This window comes from Streptomyces sp. NPDC037242, assembly GCF_055604165.1.
Genome location: NZ_JBVJUY010000033.1, coordinates 71,506 through 88,288, shown reverse-complemented (window position 1 = coordinate 88,288; position 16,783 = coordinate 71,506). Strand labels below are relative to the sequence as shown.

The window sequence follows — 16,783 nt, the reverse complement described above, 5'->3', positions numbered from 1 at the left end:
GTTGTCCACAGGGGTGGCGGAGGCCTGCCCGCGCCCGGCACAGTGGTGGGCGTGCTGGGGTGGTGGCAGGAGCTCGCCGGGCTGGTGCTGCCGGTCGACTGCGCGGGCTGCGGCGCCGCCCGCGTGCTGCTGTGCGGCGGGTGCCGGTCGGCGCTGAGCGGGGCCGGGGCGCGGTGTGTACGGCCGTCTCCGCGCCCGGCGGGGCTCCCGGTGGTACATGCCTGCGCCGCGTACGAAGGGGCCGTACGGGAGGTCCTGCTGGCCCACAAGGAGCGCGGGGAGCTGGCGCTGGCCGGCGTACTCGGCGAAGCCCTGGCGGCGGCGGTCCGGGCGGGTGGCGGCGGGGCGGGGGACCCGGGGGAGACGGCCCTGGTCCCGGTGCCCTCCGCGCGGCGGCAGGTACGGGCGCGCGGGCACGACCCGGCGCGGCGGATCGCGCTGGCGGCTTCGGCGCGGCTGCGCCGGGCGGGGGTCGCGGCGCGCGTGGCGCCCGTACTGCGGCTGCGGCGGGCGGTCGCCGACCAGGCGGGCCTGGGGGCGCGGCAGCGCCGGGAGAACCTCGCGGGGGCCCTGGAGGCCTGCCGGGACGCGGCGGCGCTGACGGCCGGGGCGGGTCGGATCGTGCTCGTGGACGACCTCATGACGACCGGAGCCACGCTGGTGGAGGCGGCGCGGGCGCTGCGCGCGGCGGGGATCGGGCCGGTGGCGGGCGCCGCGGTGGTCGCGGTGTCCGCGGACTCGTTCCATCGGATCCGGTCCGCAACTCGTACAGAGCAAAAAAGTTGTGAATAGATTTGGAACTGGTGGGGAAGGCGCATCGTTGCAGGTAGTAAGAGGGAAGTGCCACCTGAACGGAGGTACGTTCCGGTAGCGGGTGCCGACAACCGGCTTAGAGGGATATGTTCGGTTGTGAGGAACTGGCGAGCCTCGGGCCCCACGCATCGGATCGCACGTTTCGAACTTTTTGGAACCTTCGTGTCAGAGGCTGTCTCTCGACTCCGAAGTCGGTGGGGTGTAGATCTTGCCGATGGGGGAGGAGGAGGTGAAAGTCGCCAAGTCCGAGGCTCCGGTGTTCACCGGAGTCTGGTGCGAAAGGGAGACGCTTCGCCCCTGAGGCGGAGCTATCCGGGAACGGAGTTCTGCGTGGACATCGTCGTCAAGGGCCGCAAGACCGAGGTGCCCGACCGGTTCCGCAAGCACGTGGCCGAGAAGCTGAATCCGGAGCGGATCCAGAAGCTCGACGCCAAGGTGATCAGCTTGGACGTCGAGGTGTCCAAGGAGCACAACCCGCGCCAGGCCGACCGTTCCGACCGCGTTGAGATCACCCTGCGTTCGCGGGGCCCGGTCATCCGTGCCGAAGCCGCCGCAGCCGACCCGTACGCGGCGCTCGACCTCGCTCAGGACAAGCTGGAGGCCCGGCTGCGCAAGCAGCACGACAAGCGCCACACCCGTCGCGGCACCGGCCGGCTCTCCGCGGCGGAGGTCGCCGATGTGGTGCCGGACGCCGCGACCCTGAACGGGAACGGCCAGCCGGTCACCGAGGAGAAGGCGGGCGCGATCCCGACCACCCGGATCGGGTCGCTGGAAGTGCAGGGCGAAGGCCCCCTCATCGTCCGCGAGAAGACCCACTCGGCCGCACCCATGTCGCTCGACCAGGCTCTTTATGAAATGGAACTGGTCGGCCACGACTTCTACCTGTTCGTCGACTCCGACACCAAGATGCCCAGCGTCGTCTACCGGCGCCACGGCTACGACTACGGCGTGATCCACCTCAACGCCGACACGGCGTCCAGCTCGGGTGAGCTCGACGGCGCGGGCGCGGGCGGTGCGCTCGGCGGCTGACGCCGGGCACGGTTTTCGCGTGGTGCCCCCGTCGGACGCTCCGGCGTCCGCGGGGGCACCCGTATGACTTGTAACAGTCGGCCGGTATTCGTCGGCTCCCCCTGCGGTCGTGCGGGCATGGAATCATGGCGGGCAGTCAACCGGCGGCCACCCCCGTCGGATTGGCCCAGAGCTCAGCACATGCGGTGCAGGGGGAGGAATGATGGCGGACAGCTTCGGGCCGGTGCGTGGTGACGACGGTGCGGGCTGCCGTGGGGGGGAGCCGGCGCAAGAGCGGGCCGGGGAACCCGCCGGGGAGCCGATCCGGGTGCTCGTGGTCGACGACCACGCGCTGTTCCGGCGCGGGCTGGAGATCGTCCTCGCGCAGGAGGAGGACATCCAGGTCGTCGGCGAGGCCGGGGACGGCGCGGAGGCGGTGGACAAGGCGGCCGACCTGCTGCCGGACATCGTGCTGATGGACGTACGGATGCCCAGGCGCGGCGGGATCGAGGCGTGCACGTCCATCAAGGAGGTGGCGCCCTCCGCGAAGATCATCATGCTGACGATCAGCGACGAGGAGGCCGACCTCTACGACGCGATCAAGGCGGGCGCGACCGGGTACCTGCTCAAGGAGATCTCGACGGACGAGGTCGCGACGGCGATCCGTGCGGTGGCGGACGGGCAGTCGCAGATCAGCCCGTCCATGGCGTCGAAGCTGCTCACCGAGTTCAAGTCGATGATCCAGCGCACCGACGAGCGGCGGCTGGTGCCGGCGCCGCGGCTGACGGACCGGGAGCTGGAGGTCCTGAAGCTGGTGGCCACCGGGATGAACAACCGGGACATCGCAAAGGAGTTGTTCATCTCCGAGAACACCGTGAAGAACCACGTGCGCAACATCCTGGAGAAGCTCCAGCTGCACTCCAGGATGGAGGCCGTGGTCTACGCGATGCGGGAGAAGATCCTGGAGATCCGCTAGCGCGGGCGCAGGCGGCGGCGCCGCGGGTCTGTTGACCCGTCCGGGGCGACTTCGTGATCCGTACGGGCTGTCCGGGCGCCCGTACGGATCCGCCGGGCAGCCGGCCGCCCTGGTGCGTGGTCGGCTGGCCTCGGCCGGCCGCGGTCCCTGATGACCGGCCGTACGTCGCAGAAGGAGGAATCTCCGATGTTCCGTCGGCATGTCCCGGCCGTTCTCGGCCTCGTCGCGGGCGCCCTGGTGGCCGTCCCGTCCCCGGCCGCGCACGCCGCCACCGTGCAAGTGGGCTGCTCGGTCCCGGATCTCGTCGAGGCGGTCAACACCGCGAACAGCACGCCGGGACCGGACACGCTCCGGCTCGCGCGCAAGTGCACGTACGAGCTGACGGCACCGGACCCCGTGAACCCCGGCAACGGGCTGCCGGTGATCACCAGCGAGATCACCATCGACGGGCGCGGGGCCACGATCGAGCGGGAGGACCGCGGGCACAAGGTGCCGAAGTTCCGGATCATCTTCGTCGGTCCTGCGGGCAACCTGACGCTGACCCACACGACCATCAGCGGCGGCTACGCCACGGACTGCCCCGCCTTCCCCGACCCCCCGGGCCTCGCCTGCGGTGGCGGGATCTCCAACGCCGGAACGATGAAGGTGACCCACAGCAAGTTCACCCGCAACACCGCCGCTTCGGACGTCTTCGCCCAGGGCGGCGGCATCGACAGCCCCGGCACCGCGAGCATCAGCGACACCGAGGTGACCGGGAACCACGTCGTCTACAGCGGGAGCGCAATCGGCGGGGCCGCCGCGGGCGGCGCCGTCTCGAACGACGGTCCGCTGACCGTCACCGACTCCAAGCTCACCGGGAACACCGCGACGGTCACCAAGGACACCCAGAGCACCGCCTTCGCCGCCGGCATCATCAGCTTCGCCGAGACGACCATCGAGAACACGGTCATCAGCAAGAACCGGGCCTTCGCCCCGGGGGGCATCGCGCGCGCCGCGGTCTCCAACGGCATTCCGGAGCCCGGCAGGCTGACGGTGACCGGCGGCTCCATCCTCGGCAACGTCTCGGACGCCCCGCACGGTGTGGCGCAGGGCGGCGGCATCGCGAACAACGCTCTGATGACCGTGAGCGGTGTGAAGATCAGCGGCAACCGGGCGGTCGCCGAGGACGGCACCGCGCGCGGGGGCGGCGTACGCATCGGTCCCTTCGGCACGCTCGACCTGACCGACAGCCAGATCACCCGCAACACCGCCGAGGCCCCGAACGGCACCGCGCAGGGCGGCGGGATCGACAACCCCGACGGCGGCACCCTGAGGGCGAGCCGCAACGAGATCCTCCACAACGCGGCCACCGCCAAGGGCGGCACGGCGCAGGGCGGCGGCCTCTACCACGCGGGTGGGACCACGGGGCTGGGCACGAGCACCCTGGAGCAGAACACCATCACCCACAACCGGGCGGGTGACGGCGGCGGCATCTTCAAGGCGTCCGGCGTGCTCACCCTGAGCGGGGACACGGTCCGCGACAATCAGCCGAACAACTGCAGCCCGTCCGGTGCGGTCGCGGGCTGCACCGGCTGACGGCGCAAAAAAGAGGCGGGATGGGGCCGGCCGGATTCGAACCGGCGTCTTCCCACATGCGGTGAAGGCGCGACGACCACTGCGCTACGAGCCCCATCCCGTGATGATCATACGAGCGGCCGGGCGCGCCGCAAGTCCCGGCGCAGCCCCGGGGCTGCCCCCGGGGACGCGCCCGGAACCGGTCAGAGCGCGGCGAGTTCGGCGGTGACCGCCGCCGCCTCGGCCGGGGTGGCCGCGCGCTCGACGCGTACGGAGTCGCAGCCCACCCACTGCGCGGCCTCGCGCAGGGCGGCGGCCATCGGGGCCGCGGCCGCGGGGGTGGTCAGCGAGAGCTGGCGGGCCACCAGGGTCGTGCCCTCGCGGGCCGGGTCGGCGCGGCCCTGGAGCCGGCCGCCGGTCAGCAGCGGCATCGCGAAGTAGCCGTGTATCCGCTTGGGCTTGGGAACGTACGCCTCCAGCCTGTGCGTGAAGCCGAAGATCCGCTCCGTCCGCGGCCGGTCCCAGACCAGGGAGTCGAACGGGGACAGGAGCGTGGTGCGGTGGCGGCCGCGCGGCGGGGCCGCCAGGGCCGCGGGGTCGGCCCAGGCGGGCTTGGTCCAGCCCTCGACCTCGACCGGGACCAGCCCGGAGTCCTCGACCACCGCGTCGAACTGCTCGCCCTTGAGGCGGTGGTAGTCCGCGATGTCGGCGCGGGTGCCGACGCCCAGGGACTGTCCGGCCAGCGCGACCAGGCGGCGCAGGCACTCGCGGTCGTCCAGGTCGTCATGGAGCAGCGCGTCGGGCACCACCCGTTCGGGGAGGTCGTACACCCGCTTCCAGCCGCGGCGTTCGGTGACGACCACGTCACCGGCATCCAGCAGCCACTCCACCGCGATCTTGGTCTCGGACCAGTCCCACCAGGGGCCGCCGTTCTTCGCGCCGCCCAGCTCGGTCGAGGTCAGCGGGCCCTCGGCGCGCAGCCGGTCCAGGACGAGCCGGCAGGAGGCCTCCTTGTCCTTCATCCTGTGCCAGCGGTAGCCGTCGGCCCGCTTGATCCGGCGGCGGAAGGCGAAGTGCGGCCATTCCTCGATGGGCAGGATGCAGGCCGCATGCGACCAGTACTCGAAGGCGTGCCGGTCCGACCAGTACGCCGCCTCGACGGCCGGCCGGCCGACGGCGCCCAGGCGGGCGTACGGGATGAGCTCGTGCGAGCGGGCCAGGACGGAGATCGTGTCCAGCTGGACGGCGCCCAGGTGCCGCAGCACGCCCCGCACGCCGCCCTTGCGGTCGGGCGCTCCGAGGAAGCCCTGCGCGCGCAGGGCGATCCGGCGGGCTTCGTCGGCTGACAGCGAGATCGAGGTCATGCCGGCAGCCTAGGCGGCGCCACTGACAGCGGGCTCGTACGTGAGCCTGGAGGGCAGGCCGAGGTCGGAGGGGAGCAGTGCACCGACCCAGGAGTCCCGCACGGTGTCGCCACGGTGCAGGGAGGCCCGCAGGAGCCCTTCGATGCGGAAGCCGACCTTCTCGGCGACGGCCTGCGAGCCCGTGTTGCCGGCCTCGGCGCGCCATTCGACGCGTACGGCCCCCAGCTCGGTGAAGGCCCAGCGGACGACGGCGGCCACGGCCTCGGCCATGAAGCCCTGCCCGCGGTGCTCCTTGACGGCCCAGTAGCCGATCTCGTACCCCTTCGTCCCGAATGTCTCGTGCACGTGGAGGCCGACGGCCGCGACGAGCGGGCCGCCGGCGCCGTGGCGGACGGCGAAGGAGTAGGCGGTGTCGTCGCGCCAGCCGCCGGGGACCAGCTCGCCCACGAAGCCGGCGGCGTGTTCGCGCAGGTAGGGGGAGGGGACCATGGTCCAGCGCTGGATGTCGGGGTCCTGGCAGGCGGCGAAGACCTCGTCCTCGTCGGCCGGGGCGAAGGGGCGCAGGTCCAGGCGGGCTGTCTTCAGGGTGGTGGGCTCCATGGAGGGATTCTCGTCCGGCGCTGCGCCGGGGGCGAACACTTTTCCCTCACCCCGGCACCTTCGGTGGCCCCCGTACGTTCTCAATCCGGGCGCCCACGCCCTCAGGGCTACGGCGGACCTCCCGACGCGACCACGTCCTCGCTTACGATGGCCGTTGCGGTGGGGCCCACCTGCCGTGCCCGTGTACGAACAGTGCCCAGGCCCGACCGGCAAGGAGACAAACCTCGGTGTCCGTCTTCAACAAGCTCATGCGTGCAGGCGAAGGCAAGATCCTGCGCAAACTGCACCGCATCGCGGACCAGGTCAACTCCATCGAAGAGGACTTCATCAACCTCTCCGACGCCGAGTTGCGTGCCCTCACGGAGGAGTACAAGCAGCGCTACCAGGACGGCGAGAGCCTGGACGACCTGCTGCCCGAGGCCTTCGCGACCGTTCGCGAGGCCGCCAAGCGCGTCCTGGGCCAGCGGCACTACGACGTCCAGATCATGGGCGGCGCCGCGCTGCACCTCGGCTACGTGGCCGAGATGAAGACCGGTGAGGGCAAGACCCTCGTCGGCACGCTCCCCGCGTACCTGAACGCGCTGTCCGGCAAGGGCGTCCACCTGATCACGGTGAACGACTACCTGGCCGAGCGCGACTCCGAGCTGATGGGCCGGGTGCACAAGTTCCTCGGCCTGGAGGTCGGCTGCATCCTGGCGAACATGTCGCCCGCGCAGCGCCGCGAGCAGTACGGCGCGGACATCACGTACGGCACGAACAACGAGTTCGGCTTCGACTACCTGCGCGACAACATGGCGTGGTCGCAGGACGAGCTGGTCCAGCGCGGCCACAACTTCGCCGTGGTCGACGAGGTCGACTCGATCCTCGTCGACGAGGCCCGCACCCCGCTGATCATCTCCGGCCCCGCCGACCAGGCCACGAAGTGGTACGGCGACTTCGCGAAGCTGGTCACCCGCCTGAAGAAGGGCGAGCCCGGCCAGCCGCTGAAGGGCATCGAGGAGACCGGCGACTACGAGGTCGACGAGAAGAAGCGCACGGTCGCCATCCACGAGGCCGGTGTCGCCAAGGTCGAGGACTGGCTCGGCATCGAGAACCTCTACGAGTCGGTGAACACCCCGCTCGTCGGTTACCTGAACAACGCCATCAAGGCGAAGGAACTGTTCAAGAACGACAAGGACTACGTCGTCATCGACGGCGAAGTCATGATCGTCGACGAGCACACCGGCCGTATCCTCGCCGGCCGCCGCTACAACGAGGGCATGCACCAGGCGATCGAGGCGAAGGAAGGGGTGGACATCAAGGACGAGAACCAGACCCTCGCCACGATCACCCTGCAGAACTTCTTCCGCCTCTACTCGAAGCTGTCGGGCATGACCGGTACGGCCATGACCGAGGCCGCCGAGTTCCACCAGATCTACAAGCTCGGTGTCGTCCCGATCCCGACCAACCGCGACATGGTCCGCAAGGACCAGGCGGACCTGATCTACCGCACCGAGGTCGCGAAGTTCGCCGCCGTCGTCGACGACATCGCGGAGAAGCACGAGAAGGGCCAGCCGATCCTCGTCGGCACGACCTCGGTCGAGAAGTCCGAGTACCTCTCGCAGCAGCTCTCCAAGCGCGGCATCCCGCACGAGGTGCTGAACGCGAAGCAGCACGAGCGCGAGGCCTCGATCGTCGCCCAGGCCGGCCGCCGCGGCGCCGTCACCGTCGCCACGAACATGGCCGGCCGCGGTACCGACATCAAGCTCGGCGGCAACCCGGACGACCTGGCCGAGGCCGAGCTGCGCCAGCGCGGCCTGGACCCGGAGGAGCACATCGAGGAGTGGGCGCACGCCCTGCCCGAGGCGCTCATCAGGGCCGAGGCGGCCGTCAAGGCCGAGTTCGAAGAGGTCAAGGACCTCGGCGGCCTGTACGTGCTGGGCACCGAGCGGCACGAGTCGCGCCGTATCGACAACCAGCTGCGCGGCCGCTCCGGCCGTCAGGGCGACCCGGGCGAGTCCCGCTTCTACCTGTCGCTCGGTGACGACCTGATGCGCCTGTTCAAGGCGCAGATGGTCGAGCGCGTCATGTCGATGGCGAACGTGCCGGACGACGTGCCGATCGAGAACAAGATGGTGACGCGCGCCATCGCGTCGGCCCAGTCGCAGGTCGAGACCCAGAACTTCGAGACGCGCAAGAACGTCCTGAAGTACGACGAGGTCCTCAACAACCAGCGCACGGTCATCTACAAGGAGCGCCGCCGCGTCCTGGAGGGCGAGGACCTCCAGGAGCAGATCCGGCACATGATGGACGACACGATCGACGCCTACATCACGGCGGAGACGGTCGAGGGCTTCGCCGAGGAGTGGGACCTGGAGCGCCTGTGGGGCGCCTTCCGCCAGCTCTACCCGGTGAAGGTCACCATCGAGGAGCTGGAGGAGGCCGCGGGCGACCGCGCGGGCATCACCGCCGAGTTCATCGCGGAGTCCGTCAAGGACGACATCCACGAGCAGTACGAGGCGCGCGAGAAGACGCTCGGCTCCGACATCATGCGCGAGCTGGAGCGGCGCGTGGTCCTGTCGGTCCTGGACCGCAAGTGGCGCGAGCACCTGTACGAGATGGACTACCTGCAGGAGGGCATCGGCCTGCGGGCGATGGCCCAGAAGGACCCGCTGGTCGAGTACCAGCGCGAGGGCTTCGACATGTTCAACGCCATGCAGGAGGGCATCAAGGAGGAGTCGGTCGGCTACCTGTTCAACCTGGAGGTCCAGGTCGAGCAGCAGGTCGAGGAGCTCCCGGTGCAGGACGCGGCTCCGTCGATGACGAAGGAGCCGGCGGGCGGGGTCCGTCCGGAGATCCGGGCGAAGGGCCTGGACGCCCCGCAGCGCCCGGACCGGCTGCACTTCTCCGCCCCGACGGTCGACGGCGAGGGCGGCGTGGTCGAGGGCGACTTCGACGCGGACGACGCGGGCGAGGGCGACGGCATGACGCGGGCGGAGCGCCGCAAGGCGCAGAAGGCCTCCGGCGGGCGTCGCCGCAAGAAGTAGCCCCACTGGGGCAGACCGTCGGCCGGGGCCGGACACCTCTTGAGGTGTCCGGCCCCGGCCGCGTCGTGTGCGCGGCGCGCTGCGGGGTTGCACCGTCATGGCCGGGGGCTCTGGATCTCCACGGCCGCGCAGCGCCAGCGCAGGTCGGGGCCCTGTTCGAGGCGGAAGGCCATGGCCGAGACCCGGTCGCCCGTCGTGATGCGGGCGAAGGCCTCGATGACCCCCGGGCCCGGGGTGAAGCGGCCGCACTGGCGCACGACCGGGCGCAGCCGGTCCCGGAAGGGGTCCGCGGGGGCCAGGGTGACCAGCTGCTCGTACGCCGGGCCGACGGTGTGGCCCAGCAGCGAGTGGACCGGCCGGCGGCCGCTGAGCACCGCGAGCAGCCGCTCGGCGAACCAGTGGTGCGGGCCGCTGCGCGGGGCGCGCGGCGCGGCCGCGGGGCGGCGGGAGTCGCGCCGCCCGGTGGGGCGGGTCGGGGCCGGGCCGCCGGGCCGGCGGCGGCTCCCGTCGCCGCGGACCGTGCTGCTCAGGGTGGTGTCCATCGCGATCTGCCCCCGTACAGGTCGGACCCGGCAGTGGTACCGGGCGGTAACTTGATGGGGATCTTCTACGGTCGCCGAACACGCTCCGCAACCGGCGCCGGGCGCGGCCCGGCCGGGGGCCCGGTTCACCTATCCGAGTGCGCCCCGGGCGCCCGGCCGCCTTCCGGCGGCGCGCGGAGGGGACCCGGGTGGACGGGCGCGGAGCCGGCGCCCGCACCCCGAAGGGGTACTGCGGCCGTCACCCGGCCGGCGGCGGCGCCCCGGACGGGGGCGAGCGCACGAACGGGGGCGCGGTCCGCCGGGGAGGAGAGCCGCAGCCGTATCCTGGGGGCGTTTCCGACTACCGAAAGCAGCCGGCCATGCGTGTGTACGTCCCCCTGACCCTCCCCGGGCTCGCCGAGGTGCACAAGGCGGGTGAGCTGGGTCCCGCCCCGCTGCGGGCGTACGCCGTCACCCCGGGGCTGCGCGAGTGGTACGTGTCGGACGACATCGAGGAGCTGGAGTACGCCGCCCTGGGCCGCGCCGCGGCCGCCTCGCTGCGCCTCCTGGCGGCCGACGCCGCCGCCCCGCGCAAGCGGGTCGTCGTCGCGCTCGACGTGGACGACAAGGCCGCCACCGCGACCCCCGGGGCCGACGAAGCCGGCCTCGGCCAGGTGTCCGTAGCCGGGGTCCTGCGGCTCACCGTGGCCGCCGCCGTGCACGTGGACGCCGATGACGCGGAGGGCGACGTCAGCGCCGCCGCAGCGGCCGTGGCGGCCGCCGACGCCGGGGACGGCGACGCGCAGTCCACCGTCGACGGCGCCGAGGACCACGAGCTGCTGTGGTTCGGCGTCCAGGAGATCCCGGGGCTGCTGAAGTGACCGCAACGCCGACCGCAGCGCCCGTCCCCGCCCACCACATCGTGTGGGACTGGAACGGGACCCTGCTGCACGACATCGACGCCGTCATAACCGCGACGAACGCCTCCTTCGCCGAGTTCGGGTTCGAGCCGATCACGCTGGAGCGCTACCGCGAGCTGTACGTCGTACCGGTGCCGAAGTTCTACGAGCGGCTGATGGGCCGGCTGCCCACCGAGGCCGAGTGGGCCGTCATGGACGACACCTTCCACCGGCACTACTGGGCCGCCGCCGACGCGGCCGGGCTCACCGAAGGGGCCCGGGAGCTGCTCCGGGACTGGCAGGCCGACGGCCTGACCCAGTCGCTGCTGTCCCTGGCGCCCCATGAGAAGCTCGTACCGCTCGTCCGGGCGCACGGCATCGACCGGCACTTCCTGCGCGTGGACGGCCGTACGGGCCCCTCGCACACCACCAAGGCGGGACACCTCGTACGGCACCTGGCGGCCCTGGAGGGGACGGGGGTGACGGCCGACCGTACGGTCCTCATCGGGGACGCCGTGGACGACGCGCTCGCCGCGGCCCACGTGGGCGCCCGGGCCGTGCTCTACACGGGCGGTTCGCACAGCCGCAGCAGTCTGGAATCAGCCGGTGTGCCCGTCGTGGACACCCTGGCCGAGGCCGTACGCGCTGCTCGCGAACTGGCCGAATAGCTACTGGCACGTGCGGCGGCCCGCGTCGCTGTCCAGAGTGTCAAAGTTCCACCCCCGGTTTTGTACACATACAGCTCATGACGAGTCGGGGGTGGGTGGAGATAGCCTGGTACCCGTGATCAGCGCGATAGTCCTCGGAGGCACTGAAGCCTCCGGCAAGCGCCCGGCGCACCACCGTGCCCGGGCCATCGCTGATCCCCGCTGCCGGGACCTCTCGCCGATCATGGCTGATTCCCTCCCGGTCGGCTCTCTCGACGGCATAGCGTCGACCCCGAACGGAATCCCCGCCTCGCGGTGCTATGCCATTCCTTTTTTCACCTACGTCACGCAATGGCGCGCGACAGGAGCCAGAGGACATGCAGACCAAGCTGGACGAAGCAAAGGCCGAGCTGCTCGCGCGGGCGGCACGGGTAGCTGAGAACAGCCCGGCCGGGGGGCTACTTCCGACTGGGTCCGAGCAAGGGGAGCGTCCGGACCAGGACACGATGCTCGCCTACCTCCAGCGCTACTACCTGCACACCGCCCCCGAAGACCTCATGGACCGGGACCCGGTCGACGTGTTCGGGGCGGCGCTCTCGCACTACCGGCTCGCGGAGAACCGGCCGCAGGGCACCGCGAACGTGCGGGTGCACACCCCCACGGTCGAGGAGAACGGCTGGACCTCCAGCCACTCCGTCGTCGAGGTGGTCACCGACGACATGCCCTTCCTCGTCGACAGCGTCACCAACGAGCTGTCCCGCCAGAGCCGCGGCATCCACGTGGTGATCCACCCGCAGGTCGTCGTCCGCCGCGACGTCACCGGCAAGCTGATCGAGATCCTCGGCCCCGACTGCGACGCGCACGGCCCCAAGACCGCGCGCCCCCACGACTCCCTCGTCGAGTCCTGGATCCACGTCGAGATCGACCGCGAGACCGACCGCGCCGACCTCAAGCAGATCACCGCCGATCTGCTCCGCGTCCTGTCCGACGTACGGGAATCCGTCGAGGACTGGGAGAAGATGCGCGACGCCGCGCTGCGCATCGCCGACGAGCTGCCGAACGAGCCGACCGCCCCGGACCTGCGCGAGTACGAGCTCGAAGAGGCCCGTGAGCTGCTGCGCTGGCTCGCCGACGACCACTTCACCTTCCTCGGCTACCGCGAGTACAACCTCGTCGACGGCGACGCCCTCGCCGCCGTGCCCGGCACCGGCCTCGGCATCCTGCGCTCCGACCCGCACCACAGCGGACAGGAGGACGCGCACCCCGTCTCGCCGTCCTTCAACCGGCTGCCGGCCGACGCCCGCGCCAAGGCCCGCGAGCACCGCCTGCTGGTGCTGACCAAGGCCAACAGCCGCGCCACCGTGCACCGCCCCTCGTACCTCGACTACGTCGGCGTGAAGAAGTTCGACGCCGAGGGCAACGTCGTCGGCGAGCGCCGCTTCCTCGGCCTGTTCTCCTCCGCCGCGTACACCGAGTCCGTGCGCCGCGTCCCCGTCATCCGCCGCAAGGTCGCCGAGGTCCTCGAAGGCGCCGGCTTCGCGCCGTCCAGCCACGACGGCCGCGACCTGCTGCAGATCCTGGAGACGTACCCGCGCGACGAGCTGTTCCAGACCCCGGTCGACAAGCTCCGCGAGATCGTCACCTCCGTCCTGTACCTCCAGGAGCGCCGCCGGCTGCGGCTGTACCTGCGCCAGGACGAGTACGGCCGCTACTACTCGGCGCTCGTCTACCTGCCGCGCGACCGCTACACCACCGGCGTGCGGCTGCGCCTGATCGGGATCCTGCAGGAGGAGCTCGACGGCATCAGCGTCGACTTCACCGCCTGGAACACCGAGTCGATCCTCTCCCGCATCCACTTCGTCGTCCGCGTCCCGCAGGGCACCGAGCTGCCCGTCCTGACCGACGCCGACGTCGAGCGCATCGAGGGCCGCCTGGTCGAGGCCGCCCGCTCCTGGGCCGACGGCTTCGGCGAGGCCCTGGTGGCCGAGCTGGGCGAGGAGCGCGCCGCCGAGCTGCTGCGCCGCTACGGCACCTCCTTCCCCGAGGGCTACAAGGCCGACCACTCGCCGCGCGCGGCCGTGGCCGACCTGTGCCACCTGGAGCGGCTGTCCGCGAGCGACCGGGAGTTCGCGCTCTCGCTGTACGAACCGGTCGGCGCCGGCCCCGGCGAGCGCCGGTTCAAGATCTACCGCACCGGTGAGCAGGTTTCGCTCTCCGCGGTCCTGCCCGTGCTCCAGCGCCTGGGCGTCGAGGTCACCGACGAGCGCCCGTACGAGCTGCGCCGCTCCGACCGGGTCAGCGCGTGGATCTACGACTTCGGCCTGCGGATGCCCGCCGCGAACGCGAACGGCGAGAACACCTCGGCCAACTACCTCGGCGACGACGCCCGCGAGCGCTTCCAGGAGGCCTTCGCCGCGGTCTGGCAGGGCGACGCCGAGAACGACAACTTCAACACCCTGGTCCTGAGCGCCGGGCTCACCTGGCGCCAGGCCGTCGTCCTGCGCGCGTACGCCAAGTACCTGCGCCAGGCCGGTGCCACCTTCAGCCAGGACTACATGGAGGACACCCTCCGCAACAACGTCCACACCACCCGGCTGCTGGTCTCGCTGTTCGAGGCCCGGATGTCGCCCGACCGCCAGTCCGCCGGCACCGAGCTCATCGACGCCATGCTGGAGGAGCTGGACGGAGCCCTGGACCAGGTCGCTTCGCTCGACGAGGACCGGATCCTGCGGTCCTTCCTCACCCTCATCAAGGCGACGCTGCGGACGAACTTCTTCCAGCTCGACCCCGCGGGCGAGCAGCACTCGTACGTGTCGATGAAGTTCGACCCGCAGGCGATCCCGGAGCTCCCCGCGCCGCGCCCGGCCTTCGAGATCTGGGTGTACTCCCCGCGCGTCGAGGGCGTCCACCTGCGCTTCGGCAAGGTCGCCCGAGGCGGTCTGCGCTGGTCCGACCGGCGTGAGGACTTCCGTACGGAGATCCTCGGCCTGGTCAAGGCGCAGATGGTCAAGAACACCGTCATCGTGCCGGTCGGCGCCAAGGGCGGCTTCGTCGCCAAGAACCTGCCCGACCCGTCGGTGGACCGCGACGCCTGGCTCGCCGAGGGCATCGCCTCGTACAAGATCTTCATCTCGGCGCTGCTCGACATCACCGACAACATGGTCGCCGGCGAGGTCGTGCCGCCCAAGGGCGTGGTCCGCCACGACGAGGACGACACCTACCTCGTCGTCGCCGCCGACAAGGGCACCGCGACGTTCTCCGACATCGCCAACGGCGTGGCGGAGTCCTACGGCTTCTGGCTGGGCGACGCCTTCGCGTCGGGCGGCTCGGCCGGCTACGACCACAAGGGCATGGGCATCACGGCCCGCGGCGCCTGGGAGTCCGTCAAGCGGCACTTCCGCGAGCTCGGCCACGACACCCAGACCGAGGACTTCACCGTCGTCGGCGTCGGCGACATGTCCGGCGACGTCTTCGGCAACGGCATGCTGCTCTCCGAGCACATCCGCCTGGTCGCGGCCTTCGACCACCGGCACATCTTCATCGACCCGAACCCGGACGCGGCCACCTCCTACGCCGAGCGCCGGCGCCTGTTCGACCTGCCGCGCTCCTCGTGGGCCGACTACGACACCGCGCTGCTCTCCGCGGGCGGCGGCATCCACCCGCGTTCGGCCAAGGCCATCCCGATCAACGCGCAGGTCCGTGCGGCCCTCGGCATCGAGGCCGGCGTCACCAAGATGACCCCGGCCGACCTGATGAAGGCGATCCTCCAGTCCCCGGTGGACCTGCTGTGGAACGGCGGCATCGGCACGTACGTCAAGGCGACCGCCGAGACGCACGCGGACGTCGGCGACAAGGCCAACGACGCCATCCGCGTCAACGGCTCCGACGTACGGGCCAAGGTCATCGGCGAGGGCGGCAACCTGGGTCTGACCCAGCTGGGCCGCATCGAGTTCGCCCGCAGCGGCGCCGGCGGCGAGGGCGGCAAGGTCAACACCGACGCCATCGACAACAGCGCGGGCGTGGACACCTCCGACCACGAGGTGAACATCAAGATCCTGCTGAACTCGGTCGTCGCCGACGGCGACCTGACCGTCAAGCAGCGCAACAAGTTCCTCGCCGAGATGACCGACGAGGTCGGCCGCCTCGTGCTGCGCAACAACTACGCGCAGAACGTGGCGCTCGCCAACGGCGCGGCCCAGGCCCCGAGCCTGCTCCACGCCCAGCAGCGCTTCATGCGCCACCTGGGCCGGGACGGCCTGCTGGACCGCGCGCTGGAGTTCCTGCCCAACGACCGGCAGATCCGTGAGCTCCTGAACAACGGCAAGGGCCTGACCCAGCCGGAGCTGGCCGTCCTGTTCGCCTACACCAAGATCACGGTGGCGGACGAGCTCATCCACACCGAGCTGCCGGACGACCCGTACCTGGCCCGCCTGCTGCACGCCTACTTCCCGGGCGCGCTGCTCGCGAAGTTCCCGGAGCAGGTCGACGGGCACGCGCTGCGCCGCGAGATCATCACCACCGTGCTGGTCAACGACACCGTCAACAGCGGTGGCTCGACCTTCCTGCACCGGCTGCGCGAGGAGACCGGGGCCTCCCTGGAGGAGATCGTCCGGGCGCAGCTCTCGGCCCGCGAGATCTTCGGCCTGGCCGAGGTGTGGGACGCGGTCGAGGCGCTCGACAACAAGGTCGCGGCCGACGCCCAGACCCGGATCCGGCTGCACTCGCGGCGCCTGGTCGAGCGCGGCACCCGCTGGCTGCTGAACAACCGGCCGCAGCCGCTCCAGATCACCGAGACCATCGAGTTCTTCGCGGCCCGGGTCACCGAGGTCTGGTCGGAGCTGCCCAAGCTGGTGCGCGGCGCGGACCTGGAGTGGTACGAGTCGATCATGGCCGAGCTGATCGGCGAGGGCGTGCCGGAGGAGCTGGCGGCCAAGGTGGCCGGCTTCTCGTCCGCCTTCCCGACGCTCGACATCGTGGCCATCGCGGACCGCACCGGGGTGGCCCCCCTGGACGTCGCCGAGGTGTACTACGACCTCGCCGACCGCCTGGAGATCACCCAGCTGATGGACCGGATCATCGATCTGCCGCGGTCGGACCGCTGGCAGTCGATGGCCCGCGCCTCCATCCGCGAGGACCTGTTCGCGGCGCACGCGGCCCTGACGGCCGACGTACTGGCGGTCGGCAACGGCACGTCGACCCCCGAGGACCGGTTCAAGGCCTGGGAGGAGCGCAACGCGGCGATCATCGGCCGGGCCCGGACCACGCTGGACGAGATCCAGGGGTCGGACGACTTCGACCTGGCGAACCTGTCGGTGGCCATGCGGACGATGCGTTCGCTGCTGCGCGCGCACAGCTGAGCGGCTGAGCAACTGAGC

Annotated in this window: 11 protein-coding genes and 1 tRNA gene; 8 read left to right on the top strand and 4 right to left on the bottom strand. The window is 71.1% G+C overall.

The annotated features are described in order from the left end of the window. Positions 1 to 51 precede the first annotated feature (51 nt). The 4 genes from ACZ7GJ_RS30855 to ACZ7GJ_RS30840 all read left to right on the top strand — a co-directional run bounded on the left by ACZ7GJ_RS30855 (position 52) and on the right by ACZ7GJ_RS30840 (position 4,372). Positions 52 to 792, top strand: a complete 741-nt coding sequence (locus ACZ7GJ_RS30855) for a ComF family protein (RefSeq protein WP_470756184.1) — start codon at positions 52 to 54, stop codon at positions 790 to 792. 351 nt (positions 793 to 1,143) lie between these two features. Next, positions 1,144 to 1,842 carry a ribosome hibernation-promoting factor, HPF/YfiA family gene (gene hpf / locus ACZ7GJ_RS30850; RefSeq protein WP_365926991.1) on the top strand — a complete coding sequence of 233 codons (699 nt, stop codon included), beginning with the start codon at positions 1,144 to 1,146 and terminating at the stop codon, positions 1,840 to 1,842. Between the two features lie 202 nt (positions 1,843 to 2,044). Next, complete coding sequence (locus tag ACZ7GJ_RS30845) at positions 2,045 to 2,797, top strand: response regulator (protein ID WP_470756196.1); 753 nt, start codon at positions 2,045 to 2,047, stop codon at positions 2,795 to 2,797. Between the two features lie 186 nt (positions 2,798 to 2,983). Next, positions 2,984 to 4,372, top strand: coding sequence for a hypothetical protein (locus ACZ7GJ_RS30840; RefSeq protein ID WP_470756183.1), 1,389 nt, complete (start codon positions 2,984 to 2,986; stop codon positions 4,370 to 4,372). A gap of 21 nt (positions 4,373 to 4,393) precedes the next feature. On the opposite strand, the gene ACZ7GJ_RS30835 is transcribed toward ACZ7GJ_RS30840, so the two are convergent. From ACZ7GJ_RS30835 to ACZ7GJ_RS30825, 3 genes are all read right to left on the bottom strand, one after another. Beyond that, positions 4,394 to 4,467 (bottom strand) — tRNA-Ala (locus ACZ7GJ_RS30835). Positions 4,468 to 4,554: 87 nt separating this feature from the next. Beyond that, the gene (locus ACZ7GJ_RS30830) at positions 4,555 to 5,715 is read right to left on the bottom strand and encodes a winged helix-turn-helix domain-containing protein (protein WP_470756182.1); all 1,161 of its coding nucleotides are present in this window, start codon (positions 5,713 to 5,715) and stop codon (positions 4,555 to 4,557) included. Between the two features lie 9 nt (positions 5,716 to 5,724). Continuing rightward, positions 5,725 to 6,315 carry a GNAT family N-acetyltransferase gene (locus ACZ7GJ_RS30825; RefSeq protein ID WP_470756181.1) on the bottom strand — a complete coding sequence of 197 codons (591 nt, stop codon included), beginning with the start codon at positions 6,313 to 6,315 and terminating at the stop codon, positions 5,725 to 5,727. A gap of 227 nt (positions 6,316 to 6,542) precedes the next feature. Here ACZ7GJ_RS30825 and secA point away from each other — a divergent pair, with 227 nt between their 5' ends. Further along, complete coding sequence (secA, locus tag ACZ7GJ_RS30820) at positions 6,543 to 9,341, top strand: preprotein translocase subunit SecA (RefSeq protein WP_470756180.1); 2,799 nt, start codon at positions 6,543 to 6,545, stop codon at positions 9,339 to 9,341. Positions 9,342 to 9,436: 95 nt separating this feature from the next. Here secA and ACZ7GJ_RS30815 read toward each other — a convergent pair whose 3' ends face one another. After that, a complete protein-coding gene (locus ACZ7GJ_RS30815; protein ID WP_470756179.1) occupies positions 9,437 to 9,883 on the bottom strand; it encodes an Rv3235 family protein in 447 nt (148 codons plus the stop codon). Positions 9,884 to 10,242: 359 nt separating this feature from the next. On the opposite strand from ACZ7GJ_RS30815, the gene ACZ7GJ_RS30810 reads away from it, so the two are divergent. The 3 genes from ACZ7GJ_RS30810 to ACZ7GJ_RS30800 all read left to right on the top strand — a co-directional run bounded on the left by ACZ7GJ_RS30810 (position 10,243) and on the right by ACZ7GJ_RS30800 (position 16,765). Further along, positions 10,243 to 10,743 (top strand): DUF6912 family protein, encoded by a 501-nt coding sequence (locus ACZ7GJ_RS30810; RefSeq protein WP_470756178.1) that lies wholly within the window; start codon positions 10,243 to 10,245, stop codon positions 10,741 to 10,743. Next, positions 10,740 to 11,429, top strand: coding sequence for an HAD family hydrolase (locus ACZ7GJ_RS30805; protein ID WP_470756177.1), 690 nt, complete (start codon positions 10,740 to 10,742; stop codon positions 11,427 to 11,429). The genes ACZ7GJ_RS30810 and ACZ7GJ_RS30805 overlap by 4 nt, the downstream gene beginning before the upstream one ends. A 356-nt stretch (positions 11,430 to 11,785) precedes the next feature. After that, positions 11,786 to 16,765: an NAD-glutamate dehydrogenase gene (locus ACZ7GJ_RS30800; RefSeq protein WP_470756176.1), complete on the top strand. Its 4,980-nt coding sequence runs from the start codon at positions 11,786 to 11,788 to the stop codon at positions 16,763 to 16,765. Positions 16,766 to 16,783: the final 18 nt, after the last annotated feature.